The following is a 15,087-nucleotide window of genomic DNA, read 5'->3' on the forward strand; positions in this document are numbered from 1 at the left end:
GATTCTATTTATACGCCGTTTATACATAGATTCCAATGCTTTAGCCTTTAATCACAGATCGAGCCAGCGTCGATCGATGACTGGCCTAGGCTTTCTGGGAGGTAAAAGATGAGTGTAAGAGTGCTTATGAACGGCGGCGCAAAAAATGGCCAGGTCCAAGCCGCTGATAGTGATCTAGTTAGCACCTTTGGCCGCCAAGCCTCTCCTAACCGAGAAGCATAGGAGCTACCTCAGTGCACTCTCAACACCAAGCTCAAGGTGGCTCTTTTGCTAGTATCAATGCCGGTTACAACGCTGTATTTAGGCCAGGTAAGCTCACGGTGGGACTTGTGGTTCCCATAGAGAATTACGCCACGAATCCGGTTCCAACAATGCTTAATCATGTTGAAAAGGTTCGGCTTGCGGAAGAACTGGGGTTTAGTGCGATTTGGCTTAGAGATGTCCCCTTCAATGTGCCTTCTTTTGGCGATGCGGGTCAAACTTTTGACCCATTCGTCTACCTTGGGCTGCTCTCAGGCCAGACATCGAAAATTGCCCTCGGCGTAGCCAGCATCATTTTGCCCTTACGTCACCCAGCGCATATCGCAAAAGCTGCTGCCTCTGTTGATCAAATCTCAGGCGGGCGCTTAATTCTAGGGATCGCCAGTGGCGATCGTCCGGAAGAATATCCTGCGATGAATGTTTCGTATCAGGAGCGAGGCAAACTGTTCCGGGAGAGCTATAAATATATTCGCCGTGTAGCAGAGCCCTACCCCCAACTTCAGAGTTACTTTGGAGCAATTTCGGGCGAGCTAGACATATTGCCCAAACCAGAAAAAACAAAGCTGCCTTTATTGATAACGGGCTCCTCTCAGCAGTCCCCAGACTGGCTCTTTAACAACGGGGATGGTTGGATCACCTATCCTCGTCCACATATCGCGCAAAAACAATTTATTGGCCAATTGAGAGATAACTCTGCCATTAACAAGCCAGTGATGGAACCTCTCTATATTGATATAACTGAAACTCCGGATGCCCTACCACACCCCATACACTTGGGATATCGACTGGGAATTAACCAATTATATCAATACCTCAAATCGCGAGAAGAGATCGGAGTTAACCATGTTGCTCTTAACCTCCGATTTAACCGGGTAAATATTGAAGAAATACTTGGAACAATTTCGGAATTAATTCTCCCACATTTTAATGAAAAGGAATAACAAGTGCGAAAGACCATTTTGTTGACAGGCGGTACTGACGGTATCGGATTAGAAACTGCAAAAATACTGGCAGCAAAGGATCATACTTTGCTCTTACATGGCCGCAGCGATACAAAACTAGAAAGTGCAAAAGAAGCAATAAAGCAAAGCTATCCCAAGGCCCATATAGATACATTCCGAGCAGATTTATCCAATATACCTGAGGTGCTAGCACTAGCTTCAAAGGTAAAAGATCAATATTCAAGTATTGATGTTCTTATCAATAATGCCGGTGTTTTTAAGGTACAGAATCCAATAACCGACACGGGTTACGATGTTCGTTTTATCGTAAATGCTATTGCCCCCTACTTGTTAACGACACAGCTATTGCCGCTGTTTAGCGCCAATGGCCGCATTATTAATCTATCCTCTGCAGCGCAAGCAACTGTGAACATCGAAGCGCTGAAAGGTCACCATCAACTATCCGACAGCGACGCTTATGCCCAAAGTAAATTGACTCTCACCATGTGGACCTTTCAACTAGCCCGCTCACTTGGCGACAAGGCCCCGCAATTTATCGCAATCAATCCCGCCTCATTTCTGGGTAGCAAAATGGTGAAAGATGCTTACGGAACTCAAGGAAAAGACTTAAGTATCGGCGCCAATATATTGGTACGGGCGGCACTCGATGATGAGTTCTCAAACGCTAGCGGTAAATACTTTGACAATGACATAGGCAACTGGTCCCAGCCACACCCAGACGCGCTAGATGAGAAAAAAAGAAAGGTACTTATTGGAGAAATTGAGAACACTCTCGACAAACTCAGCATTAAAAATACCTAAGACGTTAACGCAATCAATTAAAAGGAATTCACCATGAAATATGAAAGTTTTACCACATTCTCGGCGAAGCAAGATGACGGAATCCTAACTGTGACATTTGACTTTGGTCCCGTGAATGTCCAAGGGCAAGAAATGCTGGCCGACTTAAACAGCCTGGCAATGCGCCTGGAACGGGATCGAGAAACCAAAGTCGTTGTGTTTCAGTCGGCAAATCCGGAAGTTTGGGTATGTCATTACGATACTGAGTTACTGAAAGATATGTCTGACGAAGCTGTATCTCGCGAAGAAGCCCAACTATTGGATTTACAGGCTATCTGTGAACGCATCAGTAAGGTGCCCCAAGCAACGATCGCCAAACTAGAAGGCTTCGCTAGAGGTGGTGGCCATGAACTGGCCTTGGCACTCGATATGCGTTTCGCAGCCCGAGGAAAATATAAATTCATGCAAATGGAAGTGGGTATGGGAATCCTCCCCTGTGGGGGAGGCGCATCAAGGATGGCTCGACAGACAGGACTGGGTAAAGCGCTGGAGATTATTCTCAGCGCCCGTGATTTCGATGCTGACGAAGCGGAAAGCCTCGGCACAATCAACAAAGCACTAGAGCCAGATGAAATTGGCGAGTATGTCGATAGCCTAGCGAAGAGAATTGCTCAATTTCCAGCAGAATCAATCAATGCCTGTAAGCAGGCGGTCTATGAGTCAATCGATAAACCTATCGGTGAAGCGCTAAAAGCGGAGGCCTATTGGCTGTATCAAGCAACCAGTAAAACACCTGCCCTAAAACGCTTCTCTATCGCAGATGAACAAGGGTTGGAACACGATATTGAAAATCAGCGGAACTGGAACCAACTGGTTATGGATGTACAAAAAATAAACTAGCAGTAGCAATTGGGCATTCGATGATTTACAGACTGCGATGCCCTACTTACTTCGGACACTTAGACAAAACTCTACAGAAAGTACACTTTTTGGGAATCAAAATGAGAGCAATGATTGTAAATACCTTTGGCGGCCCAGACGTATTTGAAGCTGCTGAAGTACCCAAGCCGACCACCAAAGCTGGCCATGTGCGGATTAAAATATCAGCAACCAGCGTCAATACCGTAGATACCATGATTCGCCAAATGGGACCTGCATTACCCCTTTCACCGAAAGCCCCGGCGATATTGGGTATGGATTTCGCTGGTGTTGTTGAAGAGATTGGCGAAGGTGTAACCGATTATCAAGTGGGCGATGAAGTCTATGGCTGCGCAGGTGGACTGGCTGACTTGCCGGGAACATTAGCCGAATATATTGTTGCAGACGCGAACTTAATTGCCCTGAAACCCGAGAACCTGACCATGCGGGAAGCAGCAGCTTTGCCCTTAGTAGGCATAACCGCCTACGAAGGGTTACAGCGTGCGGGGGTTAAGCCTGGACAAAGTGTTCTTGTTCACGGTGGCTCGGGCGGTGTGGGTCATATAGCTGTACAGCTGGCTCGTCACTTTGGTGCTGATGTTTACTCAACAGGCTCCGGAGATCCTCAACTGGCAATGATTAAAAAACTGGGGGCAACGCCGATTAACTACCGGACTGAATCAGTTGAGTCTTATGTACTGAAGTACACCAACGGAGCAGGCTTCGATATAGTATTCGACTCAGTCGGTGGTGCAAATATAACGAACTCTTTTGAGGCAGCAAAACTCAACGGCCAAGTAGCTACTACCGTTTCCATGGTAGAACTTGACCTGACGCCTGCTCACTTTAAAGGCTTGTCTTTGCATGTCATTTTTATGTTAATTCCAATGCTACACAATTATCATCGTGAGGAACACGGACATATTTTAAAAGCACTAAAAGCCATTACTGAAGCAGGCGATCTCAAACCTGTGCTTGATGAAAGTTCCTATAGTTTGCCTGATATTGGCAAGGCCCATGAACGGCTGGCAAGTGGGCAAGCTATGGGGAAAGTTGTTGTGGATATCGAACCCTAAGTCTGACTAATAGAGATTTCAACTCGCAAATCTCCATTATTGATGGGAATATCGCTAAAAATGTAGATGTTCAGGCCTGATTTGATAGCCTTCGGTTACTCAGAAAACTTCATTTTAGGTCTGAACTGTTTCAACCAGCTCACATTAATTTATCAACATATTTTTTAAAATAGACATCTTATTTGAAGAACAATTTCTCCACTCAAATTTGTAAGGCGGCTTTAATCCCTTATAGTTGTAAATGTATTAAAAATATACCAACCTTAAAAAGAGTCCCAAAATCTACCAGCAATTGGTCCCAAAGAGCGTTCTCTATTACGAATAATACATAGATCAAAACTGCTAAATGCTTCAATCCCCTCAACACTAATGGGTACAAGTAAACCTCGCTCCAGCTCACTCTTTATGAAATGTTTTGGTATCCGACCCCAACCAAGTCCAGCAAGGGTCAGCTCTTTTTTTGTATGGTAGTCATTAACAAACCATCTGCGTCCAACTTCCAGCAAGTTGATATTTCCCTTATTTTCTGAGCGGCCCGTATCCCTCACGACAATTTGGGGTAGTTGTGCCGCTTCCAATTGTGAAATCTCATCGCCAGGAAAAATGTCAGGAGCCGCAACATTAACTAATTCAACCTGCCCTATTTTCTTCCACTCATGTTTACTCTCAACACCGAATAAAGTAGCAAATGCCAGATCAGCTTCATTGTCATCTATACGCTCCATTACGCCCGACAGTAGTTCAGTGCTAATACTGAAATCCGTATTGGGAAATGACAAAACTATAGGCTTGATCTGTTTTAACAAGGGTGATAGCTCAACAATACCGCTGATGACCACGGTAAACTTGGGCTCTATTCCCGCTCCAAGCTGGTGCCCCATTACAGAGAGCTGTTCAAGGCTTTGCATAACTCGCTTAGTCTGCTGGTAAAAAGCCTTTCCCTGCTTTGTGAGGTTCGGTCTATAACTATCTCTATCAAATAAAGGAAAGCCAAATTCCTCCTCAAGCTTCTTAACCGCATTACTAATCGTCGGCTGGGTTTTGAAAATCGCCTTGGCCGCACCGCGAAAGCTTCCCTGCTCCACTACGGCAATAAACATCTTGAGTTGCTCTTGGGTCATACTAGAACCTGATACATAAAACTTATCATCTTGATCTATATATACCATTATTATTTTATCGTCAACATGGCTAATCTGCACCCGATCGAAACAAGCAGAGCCAATAGATATGACTAAGAAACAAGACAATACAAGCCTTTTTTCCAACGGAAAGCTTGGATCTATGGAAACTAGTAACCGTATCATCATGGCCGCCTTGACACGTGCAAGGATAGGTCGAGATGGTGTACCAACAAGCGTCAACGCCAAGTATTACGCTCAACGGGCCAGCGCAGCGATGATCATCACAGAGGCTACCGCGATTTCACCACAAGGGCTCGGATGGGTGGACACCCCTGGCATTTTTACGGAAGAACAAATCGAGGGCTGGCGAGAGGTTACCGATGCTGTACATCGCCGTGGTGGGAAGATTTTTATCCAACTTTGGCACATGGGCAGAGAAGTACACCCCGACCTTATCGGAGGTGAAGCGCCTGTTGCGCCCTCGCCAATAGCTGCGGAAGGAGAAGCACATACTTATGAGGGAAAGAAGCCCTATGCAGTTCCACGAGCATTAACATGTGATGAGATTCAAGGCATTATCTCAGATTACAAACAAGCAGCTAAGAATGCGCTAAAAGCCGGCTTTGATGGAGTTGAACTCCACGCCGCAGGACCCTACCTACCCGCGCAATTTCTTCACGATAGTAGCAACCATCGTACTGATGCCTATGGCGGCAGCGTAGAAAACAGAGCTCGCTTTATCTTTGAAGTAATATCCGCGCTGAGTGAAGTGTGGGGATCAAATAGAGTTGGAATCAAGCTATCTCCGGAAATTAGCTTGACGGACAGCAGTGCTCAAGAAACCTATTTATATGTTGTTAACCAGCTGAATAGGTACAACCTAGCTTATATGCAAATGATGGAGCGAGCCTGGGATAGAGATGAGCAACCAGCCATTGATCACATCCAGCTACGCGATGCATATAACGGCCGCTACGTTGCCAATGGTATGTATGATCTGGAGTCCGCAAAAAACGCTATTGCTAAAGGATCAGCCGACTACGTTTCCTTTGGGCGTTTATTTATATCCAACCCGGACCTTGTAGAACGCCTGGCAACTAATGGGCCCTATAACGAAGAAGATATGTCCTCATTTTTTGCGGGTGATGAGCGAGGGTATGTAGATTACCCATCTCTAACTGAAGAAAGTGCTTAATTGATAGACCTCTTAACTTTGTAATGGATATAACCATGGAAAAAATTCTGATCACTGGCGGCACTGGCAACAATGGCAAAGCCGTTCTTAAAAATCTCGCCAAAACTGATATACCTGTTAGAGCTATGTTACGAGATATTTCAAGTGCCCCAATCAAGGCAGATAACATCAACTATGTGAGAGGAGACTACGAAGATGAACACTCTCTATTAGAAGCGTTGGATGGCATTGAATCAGCCTTTCTAGTTACTGCATTCGAACCCTCATTCCCTCAAAAACATGCTGCTTTTATCCGTATAGCTGAACAGGCTGGTCTTAAACATATTGTACAGCTCTCAGGTTTAGGGGCAGATACCAATTCATCGATTGATATAGCCAGATGGTTAGGAGAAGCAGAAAATTATCTTACCCAGTCAAGTTTAAACTGGACTATTCTGCAGCCTGCTGGTTTTAACAGCAATTTTCTCGCCTCAGCCAGTGAAATTGCCACACAAAATACTATTAGTGCACCTTTTGGCTCTGCACCAGGCGCTACTGTTGTTACAGCCGATCATCAGGACATCGGAGATGTAGCAGCAAAAATATTAGTGGACCCAGGCATGTATACTGGAAAGAAATATGTACTCACTGGATCAGAAAAATTAACTTATAGCGATATTGCAGATGTTTTATCCAAAGTATTAGATAGAAAAATCACATATTTACCTATAAGCGATGAAGCAGCAAAGTTAGGATTGTTAAATGCCGGAATCCAAAAGAAATCGGCTGATGCTCTTGCCCAGCTGTGGCCAGTAACCCGCGAGTGGGGCCATACCATTGAACCCTCTAGTCATGTGGAAGAGCTATTGGGAAGGAAACCAACTACGCTTGAAGATTTTTTCCGACAGGAGACTCAGAAATTTAATAAAGCAATCATTTAAATATAAATACAGACACTTGATCTGACAGTGCAGGATCTGGAGGGTGCATGACTGTCAGATCAAGTTTAATTACATATTTAGTACTTATACCATTTACCGTCATCAATGAACGCTTAAACTATTTAGCTTGCCATAGCATTCTATGCCATCCTATCAACCTTATAGAGTTAGCAAAGGCGCTAATAAGAAATACTTAAAGGCCACCATCTAGTCATATATCAGGAGCTATTCAATCCATACTCGGGTAAATTTTCGCCTTTGGCTTAATGTATCAGTGAACTTTTCTCTATCATGGAGCACTCTGGTATTGTCAAGAAAGAGTAAATCTCCAGATTTCATCGAAAAACTAACTACATTTTCTTTATTATTTAACTCTTGATCCAATAGATCAAAAGATTGACAAACATCCTTGGACAATACTTTACCTACCCTTTCATGACCTTTTTCAATCCAATAGCGCATGTAACGAATAGATAATTTACTATTAATATAGCTAAAAATAGGAAATTGGTTACCAAGCAAATGTTCCACATTTTTTTTACTATCTGGAGTAACCAGGTCTCGAATATAACTCTTATACAGAAGAAGAAGGTCTTCAGGCGATGACGCCCTTACTCTCTCATGAACTTGTGCAGCAGATACTACCTTAGATATACCACCAGATACCGCAGGCGTTAAACAGCAAAGTCCAACTATCCTTGGTTGAATCAATTTCTGCGAGCTATCAGTATGAACACTGGTAGCTTCATTGGTTTGAGAGATTGGAATGGGCTCCGTTTTATAGTCCATCCCGGCATTCTGAACACCATAGAGTCTACCGTAAGTATCAATGGTATTACCCAATGCAAGACTGAGTTTCAAGAAAAATAGATTAAGTACCTGATGATCAAGATCGGTTACACCTCGTATCCATGCTACACCAGTCCCTTGATGTAATTCTCGCTTAATACCCTGAGACAGGCTGCCAATTTGAGGAGTAGACACAGAGTTATTTTCAAGCACTTCAACAGGGTTAGTCTGCTTGGAAGCCCACTCTGCCAAGGCGTGTGCTTCAGCGCGCCATCCTTTAGGCAAGGCAAACTTCCAGGAAGAGTTTTTCTCCATATACACCGCATCCCAGGCCTGAGCACGAACCAAGGGTGATGGGGCCAATTCAGTCATTTGCTTGAACCCTAAATAGAACATGAAGTGGATAGCCCTTAAGAGGGCCAAAGAAATTAGTATCAAGTGACAAATGATCTTCAGTTACTGCAAGTTCCTTAACTGATGGTAACCTGGTAAACCCTGCCAATCTAAGAGCCTCAAAGTAATGAGTAAAGTTTTTATGTACACATCGCACAGATACAGCAATACCATCTCTACGCCATATCTTTCCTTCAAAAGTTTCATCAACTCCCTCTAAATATTTTCTCCCTCTATGTTCAAAGTAAAATGGCGGGATCTCATCTCGCATATAGGGTAGACAGGGGTGTGGGACTGTAAATATGAAGGTTCCATTAGAGCTGAGTAGTGATCTCACCCTAGTCATTACCTGTACCATCTCCTCAATGGTTAAGTAATTGAACAGAAAGACTGCTATTGCTTGATCAAATTCAGTCCTTGGGTATTGATTAAAGCTTACCGCGTTTCCAACTTCATAATTAGCCTTATGCAACCCAAGCTCAACCGACATTGACTTTGCTTGACCAATCATTTTTAAAGATGAGTCAACCCCAAATATTGAGCCAGCACCAGATTCCATAATTATTCTAGACATATAGCCTTCCCCACAGCCAATATCTAAAATGTGCTGACCGGAGACATTACCCAGCGCCTCTAAAACTAGAGGTCTGGCTGTATAGTCACTAAGCATCACCTTTTCCGACCGATGCCAATTAGTCGCCTGAGAATTATATATTTCTTCAGTTGATGGAGAGTGAATCATTACGGACTCCTTCCTGTGCATTATTGATGAAACTACTCTCAGGCCCCTTTATTGCTCTTTCCAGCAAACCATCCCAAAACGCAGCTCTAAGATTTAAAGCCTTCATGACACCATGGCGCAGGCGCCTTCTTTCTTCATCAGTGTTAGCAAAATCCAGGGCGACTTGATTAAGGCTCTCTGTATGATTGTCGTCAACGAGTGTATGTACTGGGAAAAAACAGTAATCAGCCACACCTAGATCAGGCAGAGATTGCAACCCTCTCTCTATATATGGATAAATAGAGCTTACAATGTGCTCAGTCCCCAACCCTAAAGCCCCTACCGCCTCCTCTGTAGGGCCATGAAGTAGGACACCAGATAGCATTTCATACCAAACTAATGCCTCCTCAGATAGGGGTATCTGCGGGATACCATCTGTTACTCGCAACCTAAAATTTTCGAATAATTCTGTATGCGGAATATCATGGACCCAATTTTTTTTAATCCCGTATTGCTCCAGTTGATTAAGCTCCGCTTCTTCATAATGCCCTGACTCCTCATGAAGGTTTCCCAGAAGTACATTTCGATGTTTCTTTGATGGTAACCTTGCAATTACTGCAGCCAACATATTGATAAAACGGGAAGAGTAAAATCCATACTGCTGGGCAAAGTCAGCTACTGCAAACCTAAAGTTTGGTAGAGTACCATTGGAAAACTGCACAAGATATGGATGGTTTACAGCTCTATGCTCAAGAGCTTCCTTTGAAAGCTTTTTTAACCAAGCTTTTTTTTGAAGGCACATAAAAATCTCCAGCATTAAACACTGATTCGGGGTTGAATAACTTTAACTAAGTAAATATTTACGCATCTATAAATGTATAAAACTATAAATACGGCTTATTACTTAAATTTTCTTCAGCAACTAGCGAAATAGATACATGGTTATACCTCCTGTAAATTGATAAATATTCATTCACCAACCTCCAACAACTCTACTCAACAGGTCAACATAATTAATTATTTTTACCTGTTGCGAGGTTATTCCTCACCTCAAAACCAAAATTTTAAATTTGACTCTGACACCACTTACCTCCCTTCCTAAAAAGTTAATATTTAGATTGGCGACAATATCAAGCCTGACATATGCCACCTAAATATCAGTCGAAGGTGAACCGAATATTCTTACAGTTTCCGCTGAATAAATTTCTTCTTAGAAAGATTCAGAACATAGCAATTAGAAATAAGGATTAAGGCGGAGGGCTCACAGCGTAAATGGATCGATTAATCCATGCCACGGTCAAACAACACAGAGATAGCCGGAACAACCAATAAATGAAGAAGACTCACATAACGAGCTCTCCACAGAAAATTCTGCACAAGCTAAATAAAGTTTTTTTGTAGATAATGTGTGAGGGTATCCTATTGCATCTTCTCTTAGCTTATCCTATTTTGAAGTTAATCAGCTTGGCTAGGCATAAACTAAAACAATAAGACAACTCCTTTCCTAAGGAGCATCAAAGGACCGCTCACCCAGATCCTCAATAATGTGATTGATAAAACTGGTGATACGTGTTGACTACGCAGTGTTTCGGTAGCAAATCACATAAATAGGTTGATTTACCTCTACAGTCTGCTCTGGAAATAATTGCACCAACCGCCCGGTTTGACTCTCTATTGGTTTTAAAGCCTGATAAAAATACGATTCCTGCATCTGATAGTGCTAGTTGCAGTAAAGTCTCAGCACTAGATGAAGTAATCGTTGGCTTGATGTCCAGTATGTCCCCACTCTGCTCATACAGCGGACATATGTTGAATCATTCTGGTTTTGTAAAACCAAGTGAGGTGTGTTGGACAAGTTGCTCAACACCCTCCGGGCTACCATGTTGTTGTAAGTAGTCAGGACTGGCTAGAATTCGAACTCTGCTAGAACCGATCTACCTAGTACGTATTATTGAATCCTCAAATGGGCTTTGTCTTAACTAATCCAAATAAGCAGATGCTGCGCCACCTAGAAACCTAAGATTCGACATGAAGAATCTATAAAATTCACCCCCCTTTATTCAATTTTAATTAAATATTTTCGTGATGTTTTTTGCGTATTCGGCATGTTTTTAGCCTCAAAATCTTTGATATTTCTACTCAAACTTCACGTATTGATAAATTCAGCTTTTTATATGTAACAAATTGAAAGCTACACCGACTAAAACTTTGATGTAATCAAATTTACACATCTTAAAAGGACCATCATTAAGAACATATTTAGAAAAAAGCTGTCTCTATCGCTTTCAAATAAATCTGTTGAAAAAAGGAAACTTTGATGTTGCATCTAAAAACTTTACCCAGCCAGGCCGGTAATTCTTGTGCTGCTCACTGCACCGAGATCGCAGTGTCAGGATTCGATATCCGTGCGCCAAGGCCACAGGCATTTGTGGAAGGGACTCTGTGGAACACCATCAAATGGCAGAATGCTGACCTACCTCCGGTTCCACTCGGTGGTAACCACCCCTTAGTGGCGGCCAACAATAGTTCGCCGATACGTGTGCGAAACTACGTGAATGCACAGCCTGGGCGCACCGGTCGGATTCTATACGATGCGGCGCAGAAAGACGTGTGCCTTCAACTCGCGCAGGCGACCAATAGAGCTGATTATAATGCGCTGTTTACAAATCTCATTCAGCCAGCTAGTAACGGGGGAATGCCGAGGAACTTGCGTGCCGACACCTTTTACAATTGCGCTTTTATGATGTTTCGAGGCCCTTCCCCTGTGTCTGCTCAAGAGATGGGTTTCCATAATATCCTGATTGCCAAGGATGGGAACACAGTCAAATATTATAACCCGAATGAAAGCCAACCAGTTTGGAGGAATGATGTTGGATGGCGAACGTTGCGTTATCAAAATAGTGGGGCGCATAGTTACGTTTGGAGTGGTATTGCAATCGAAATCACCTAGCAGGTAAATTGTGGTAGTTCGGACTTAATAAGCAATCCCTGGTTGTGATGTGCCGCTGCAGCATCAGAATATCTTTTGTTTGGCTTTTGAACTTCGATGACTGGCCACTCACCCCCAACTTGAGTTCCTCAAATAGAATCCTGACTCACTGCTAGGTAAGATCGCTTACCTAGCTTTCCAGAGAAAGTGCTACGCAAGCTAAATAAAGTCTTTCTTTATAGCTTTTTGACAGGGCCTGCTATTACAAATTTTATTGTCCCGTTTTATATTGAAGTTAAACTGCTTGGCAGGGAATAAACAAAAACAATAAGACAACTCTCTACCTAAGGAACATCAAATGGCCGTTCACCCAGTTCCTCAATAATGTGATTAATAAAACTGTTGATACGTGATGAAAGTGCAGTATTTCGGTAGTAAACCGCATTAATGGATTGATTTACTTCTACAGTTTGCTCTGGAAATAGTTGCACCAATCGCCCAGCATGACACTCTCTCTGGGTCATAAAGTCTGATAAGCAGGTGATCCCTACATCCGAAAGAGCTAATTGGAGCAAAGTCTCTCCGCTGGATGAAGTGACCGTAGGCTTAATGTGCAACATCTCCCCATCGTGTCCTTGCACGGGCCACTTGTTGAGAAGTTCAGGCTTTGTGAAACCCAGCAATGTGTGCTGGACAAGCTGCTCCACACTCTTTGGAGTCCCATGTTGTTGTAAGTAACCAGGGCTGGCTAGTATTCGAACTTTACTAGAACCTATCGGCCTGGCATGTAATGTTGAATCCTCAAGCTTCCCAATGCGAAATGCCACATCAGTACGCTTCTCTATCAAGTCGGTAATTCCCTCGTTACTGTTTAGCTCAAGCTCTATCTGTGGATATCGGGTTCGGAAACTTTTTACCAGCGGCGTAATTACATGCAGCATAAATGGCGTGGCGGCGTCTATGCGCAGCAAACCCGAGGGATACTTTTGGCGAGCAGCCATCTGTTCCTCAGCCTCTTCTACCGATCTGAGGATACCTCTTGCATAACTCAGAAAAGCCCGGCCCTCTTCGGTTAACTCCAGTCGCCTTGTAGTGCGTTGTAGAAGGGTAGTTTGAAGCTTATCTTCCAACCTGGCCAGTGCACGACTGACCCCGGAAACGGTCTGCTCTAAGCGTTCAGCCGCCGAAGTGATTGAGGAAGTATCCACCACGGTAATAAACACCTGTAGTTCCTGAAGGGTAATCTGCATTATTGATTCCAAGTCAATTGTCATTTGCTTATAGACGGCTTTTTCGTCAAAAGCAACTAAAGCAAACTGCCTGCGTTGACCCACTGCCCCTGATCACAGACGCATCATTCTGCAGATTCCCTACAGTAGTATTAGTGATAGCGGGCAATGACTGGCTACTCTGACGCTATAAATAAGCAGACTGAATAGTCAATATTTTATGAGTTGCATGCTTCATTTAGGAGTTCAAAGTGAAATTGAAAAATCTTTTCCCCAGTAAACTCGGTTTTGGTACCGCACCTCTCGGAAATATGTTTCGTGAAATTCCGGATGAGGAAGCCCAAGCAACAGTAGAGGCGGCCTGGGACAGTGGTATCCGGTACTTTGATAATGCCCCGTTCTACGGAGCTGGTCTCGCAGAAATTCGTATGGGCGAGGCGCTGTCCAGATACCCACGGGAAGACTATGTAATCAGCACTAAGGTAGGCCGCTTGATCCTGGATGAAGTTGAAAATACCAGTGATCGAGACCTTGGAGATAAAAGCGACATTTTCAAGTATGGACGACCCAATAAGATAGTAAATGACTACTCCTATGATGCGACAATGCGTTCAATTGAAGATAGCCTCAAGCGGTTAAAGACCGATCGAATTGAAATTGCATGGGTTCACGATGTTGCCCAAGATTTTTATGGTGACGAATGGCTTAGCATATTCGAAAGTGCTCGCAAAGGCGCTTTCAAGGCTCTTGACAAACTGCGTGATGAAGGCGTGATCCAAGCCTGGGGCCTGGGAGTAAACCGAGTGGAACCCATTGAAATACTCCTTGATCTTGAGGAACCTCGCCCCGATGGTTTCCTACTTGCTGGTCGCTACAGCTTGCTGGATCACTCTCGAGCCCTTCAGAGAGTAATACCACAGATCTTAGAACGTGACCTCGGTATCGTAGCTGGAGGCCCCTATAGTTCTGGAGCGCTGGTTGGAGGGCCTAATTTTGAGTATGTGCCAGCATCAGAATCCGTGCTGCAAAAAGTTTCCAAAATCAAAGCGATTGGCGATAAGTATGGAGTTAGCACTAAAGCTATTGGCTTGCAATTTGTATTAGCCAATCCAGCTATCGCTGCAGTAATTCCAGGTGCGAGTAAACCGAGTAGAATCAAAGAAGATGTTGCGGCTCTGGAAACCAATATTCCAGATGCACTATGGCAGGAGCTACGCCAAGAACACCTTGTCGATGAATTCGCCCCCCTACCGATTGAGAAATAAGGAGTAACTGCAATGGCTAAAGCTTCTACATTCACCGAAATCCAAGCCAGTAGTGACGAGGTGTGGCAACTGATTGGTGGATTCAACTCCCTGCCAGACTGGCTTCCATATATACCTAAGTCGGAGCTCGGTGAGGGAGGGCGAGTTCGTTACCTTGAAAACCCAGATGGCGGGATCATTATAGAGAGACTGATAGCTTTTGATGAGAAAAAGCGAAGCTATAGTTACCATATCCTGCAAGCGCCCTTCCCTGTAGCCGATTACTATTCAACATTGCGTGTAAAGGATACTGATACTAGCGGTGTTTCTCGTGTTGAGTGGTTTGGAGAGTTTACGCCAGTTGGAGTATCAGAGGAAGAAGCTTCAAGCCTATTTCAAGAAATTTATGAAAATGGTCTGAGTGCTCTAAGAAAGCATTATGGTTAAATAAAGTATGGTGATTAGGTTAAACCTGGGAATACTTCTTTAAGTAACACTCCAGGTTTAGCCTAATCAATTTTTAGTAACTCAGGCCTCCAAGAAGAG

At 43.7% G+C, this 15,087-nt stretch carries 14 protein-coding genes; 9 read left to right on the forward strand and 5 right to left on the reverse strand.

Going from position 1 to position 15,087, the window contains the following annotated elements:
- Positions 1-233: 233 nt before the first annotated feature.
- From ACJJII_RS18640 to ACJJII_RS18655, 4 genes are all read left to right on the forward strand, one after another.
- Complete coding sequence (locus ACJJII_RS18640; RefSeq protein ID WP_444917282.1) at positions 234-1,202, forward strand: LLM class oxidoreductase; 969 nt, start codon at positions 234-236, stop codon at positions 1,200-1,202.
- Between the two features lie 3 nt (positions 1,203-1,205).
- A complete protein-coding gene (locus ACJJII_RS18645; protein ID WP_444917283.1) occupies positions 1,206-2,024 on the forward strand; it encodes an SDR family NAD(P)-dependent oxidoreductase in 819 nt (272 codons plus the stop codon).
- Positions 2,025-2,057: 33 nt separating this feature from the next.
- Positions 2,058-2,903, forward strand: a complete 846-nt coding sequence (locus ACJJII_RS18650; RefSeq protein WP_444917284.1) for an enoyl-CoA hydratase/isomerase family protein — start codon at positions 2,058-2,060, stop codon at positions 2,901-2,903.
- A gap of 101 nt (positions 2,904-3,004) precedes the next feature.
- Complete coding sequence (locus ACJJII_RS18655; RefSeq protein WP_444917285.1) at positions 3,005-3,997, forward strand: zinc-dependent alcohol dehydrogenase family protein; 993 nt, start codon at positions 3,005-3,007, stop codon at positions 3,995-3,997.
- A 263-nt stretch (positions 3,998-4,260) separates the two neighbouring features.
- On the opposite strand, the gene ACJJII_RS18660 is transcribed toward ACJJII_RS18655, so the two are convergent.
- On the reverse strand, positions 4,261-5,304 hold the full coding sequence (locus tag ACJJII_RS18660; RefSeq protein WP_444917286.1) for a LysR family transcriptional regulator: 1,044 nt from the start codon (positions 5,302-5,304) through the stop codon (positions 4,261-4,263).
- Between ACJJII_RS18660 and ACJJII_RS18665 the strand changes: the two genes are divergently transcribed.
- On the forward strand, positions 5,282-6,316 hold the full coding sequence (locus ACJJII_RS18665; RefSeq protein WP_444917287.1) for an alkene reductase: 1,035 nt from the start codon (positions 5,282-5,284) through the stop codon (positions 6,314-6,316). The two genes, ACJJII_RS18660 and ACJJII_RS18665, sit on opposite strands and share 23 nt — an antisense overlap.
- A gap of 35 nt (positions 6,317-6,351) precedes the next feature.
- Positions 6,352-7,236 carry an SDR family oxidoreductase gene (locus ACJJII_RS18670; protein ID WP_444913183.1) on the forward strand — a complete coding sequence of 295 codons (885 nt, stop codon included), beginning with the start codon at positions 6,352-6,354 and terminating at the stop codon, positions 7,234-7,236.
- Between the two features lie 225 nt (positions 7,237-7,461).
- Here the strand turns inward: ACJJII_RS18670 and ACJJII_RS18675 are convergent, their stop codons facing one another.
- From ACJJII_RS18675 to ACJJII_RS18685, 3 genes are read right to left on the reverse strand one after another with little or no spacing between them, the layout of a single operon-like run.
- Positions 7,462-8,397, reverse strand: coding sequence for a TauD/TfdA family dioxygenase (locus ACJJII_RS18675; RefSeq protein ID WP_444917288.1), 936 nt, complete (start codon positions 8,395-8,397; stop codon positions 7,462-7,464).
- Positions 8,390-9,160, reverse strand: a complete 771-nt coding sequence (locus ACJJII_RS18680; RefSeq protein ID WP_444913185.1) for a class I SAM-dependent DNA methyltransferase — start codon at positions 9,158-9,160, stop codon at positions 8,390-8,392. Before ACJJII_RS18680 ends, ACJJII_RS18675 begins: the two co-directional genes overlap by 8 nt.
- Complete coding sequence (locus tag ACJJII_RS18685; protein ID WP_444917289.1) at positions 9,138-9,941, reverse strand: iron-containing redox enzyme family protein; 804 nt, start codon at positions 9,939-9,941, stop codon at positions 9,138-9,140. Before ACJJII_RS18685 ends, ACJJII_RS18680 begins: the two co-directional genes overlap by 23 nt.
- A 1,515-nt stretch (positions 9,942-11,456) precedes the next feature.
- Here ACJJII_RS18685 and ACJJII_RS18690 point away from each other — a divergent pair.
- Complete coding sequence (locus ACJJII_RS18690) at positions 11,457-12,089, forward strand: hypothetical protein (protein ID WP_444917290.1); 633 nt, start codon at positions 11,457-11,459, stop codon at positions 12,087-12,089.
- A gap of 323 nt (positions 12,090-12,412) precedes the next feature.
- Here ACJJII_RS18690 and ACJJII_RS18695 read toward each other — a convergent pair whose 3' ends face one another.
- Positions 12,413-13,318: a LysR substrate-binding domain-containing protein gene (locus ACJJII_RS18695; RefSeq protein ID WP_444913188.1), complete on the reverse strand. Its 906-nt coding sequence runs from the start codon at positions 13,316-13,318 to the stop codon at positions 12,413-12,415.
- Positions 13,319-13,548: 230 nt separating this feature from the next.
- Between ACJJII_RS18695 and ACJJII_RS18700 the strand changes: the two genes are divergently transcribed.
- Together ACJJII_RS18700 and ACJJII_RS18705 are read left to right on the forward strand one after the other, a co-directional pair.
- A complete protein-coding gene (locus ACJJII_RS18700) occupies positions 13,549-14,562 on the forward strand; it encodes an aldo/keto reductase (protein WP_444913189.1) in 1,014 nt (337 codons plus the stop codon).
- 12 nt (positions 14,563-14,574) lie between these two features.
- Positions 14,575-14,988 carry an SRPBCC family protein gene (locus ACJJII_RS18705; protein WP_444913190.1) on the forward strand — a complete coding sequence of 138 codons (414 nt, stop codon included), beginning with the start codon at positions 14,575-14,577 and terminating at the stop codon, positions 14,986-14,988.
- Positions 14,989-15,087 lie beyond the last annotated feature (99 nt).

It is taken from the genome of Microbulbifer maximicatervae (SeqCode) (assembly GCF_052467825.1).

Excerpts from the sequence above, each read along its gene's own strand:
- ACJJII_RS18680 (WP_444913185.1), bottom strand. The coding sequence starts at position 9,160 with ATGATTCACTCTCCATCAACTGAAGAAATATATAATTCTCAGGCGACT.
- ACJJII_RS18690 (WP_444917290.1), top strand. The coding sequence starts at position 11,457 with ATGTTGCATCTAAAAACTTTACCCAGCCAGGCCGGTAATTCTTGTGCT.
- ACJJII_RS18685 (WP_444917289.1), bottom strand. The coding sequence starts at position 9,941 with ATGTGCCTTCAAAAAAAAGCTTGGTTAAAAAAGCTTTCAAAGGAAGCT.
- ACJJII_RS18660 (WP_444917286.1), bottom strand. The coding sequence starts at position 5,304 with ATGATACGGTTACTAGTTTCCATAGATCCAAGCTTTCCGTTGGAAAAA.
- ACJJII_RS18670 (WP_444913183.1), top strand. The coding sequence starts at position 6,352 with ATGGAAAAAATTCTGATCACTGGCGGCACTGGCAACAATGGCAAAGCC.
- ACJJII_RS18655 (WP_444917285.1), top strand. The coding sequence starts at position 3,005 with ATGAGAGCAATGATTGTAAATACCTTTGGCGGCCCAGACGTATTTGAA.
- ACJJII_RS18665 (WP_444917287.1), top strand. The coding sequence starts at position 5,282 with ATGGAAACTAGTAACCGTATCATCATGGCCGCCTTGACACGTGCAAGG.
- ACJJII_RS18705 (WP_444913190.1), top strand. The coding sequence starts at position 14,575 with ATGGCTAAAGCTTCTACATTCACCGAAATCCAAGCCAGTAGTGACGAG.
- ACJJII_RS18675 (WP_444917288.1), bottom strand. The coding sequence starts at position 8,397 with ATGACTGAATTGGCCCCATCACCCTTGGTTCGTGCTCAGGCCTGGGAT.
- ACJJII_RS18650 (WP_444917284.1), top strand. The coding sequence starts at position 2,058 with ATGAAATATGAAAGTTTTACCACATTCTCGGCGAAGCAAGATGACGGA.
- ACJJII_RS18695 (WP_444913188.1), bottom strand. The coding sequence starts at position 13,318 with ATGCAGATTACCCTTCAGGAACTACAGGTGTTTATTACCGTGGTGGAT.